Raw genomic sequence first — 612 nt, 5'->3', positions numbered from 1 at the left:
CCGGCGCGTCGTTCACACTGGTGACGTTGATGGTGAAGGTGTTGGCCGACTGGTCGAGATCGACGCCGCCATTGGCGGTGCCGCCGTTGTCCTGAACCTGGAAGGTGAAGTTCGCATAGGGCGAGCCGTTCTCGTTGGCATCCGCCACAAACGTCAGATTGCCGATGTCGGCGACCGCGATTGATTGGCCTGCCGTCACGTCGACGCCGCTCAGCTTGAGCACGCCGTTGCTCGCCAGCGTGGTGATCGTCACCGCCGCCAGGGCGTTGGCCGGGCTGTCGTTGGCATCGGTGAAGCCGAAATCGGCCGCCGCGAACGTGTAGGTCCCGTCCTCGTTGATGGTCTTCGAATTGTCGGTGCCGTCCGGCGCGTCGTTCACACTGGTGACGTTGATGGTGAAGGTGTTGGCCGACTGGTCGAGATCGACGCCGCCATTGGCGGTGCCGCCGTTGTCCTGAACCTGGAAGGTGAAGTTCGCATAGGGCGAGCCGTTCTCGTTGGCATCCGCCACAAACGTCAGATTGCCGATGTCGGCGACCGCGATTGATTGGCCTGCCGTCACGTCGACGCCGCTCAGCTTGAGCACGCCGTTGCTCGCCAGCGTGGTGATCG

Annotated in this window: 1 protein-coding gene; it reads right to left on the bottom strand. The window is 63.4% G+C overall.

Translation table 11 applies throughout. The annotated features are described in order from the left end of the window. A partial coding sequence (locus AC1DZ8_RS33345; RefSeq protein ID WP_477402417.1) for a hypothetical protein occupies positions 1–612 on the bottom strand: 612 nt, incomplete at both ends.

Source organism: Mesorhizobium sp. P2_F7 (assembly GCF_056403695.1).
The sequence above is the reverse complement of the archived record's forward strand: the minus strand, read 5'-3'. Positions and strand labels throughout refer to the sequence as shown.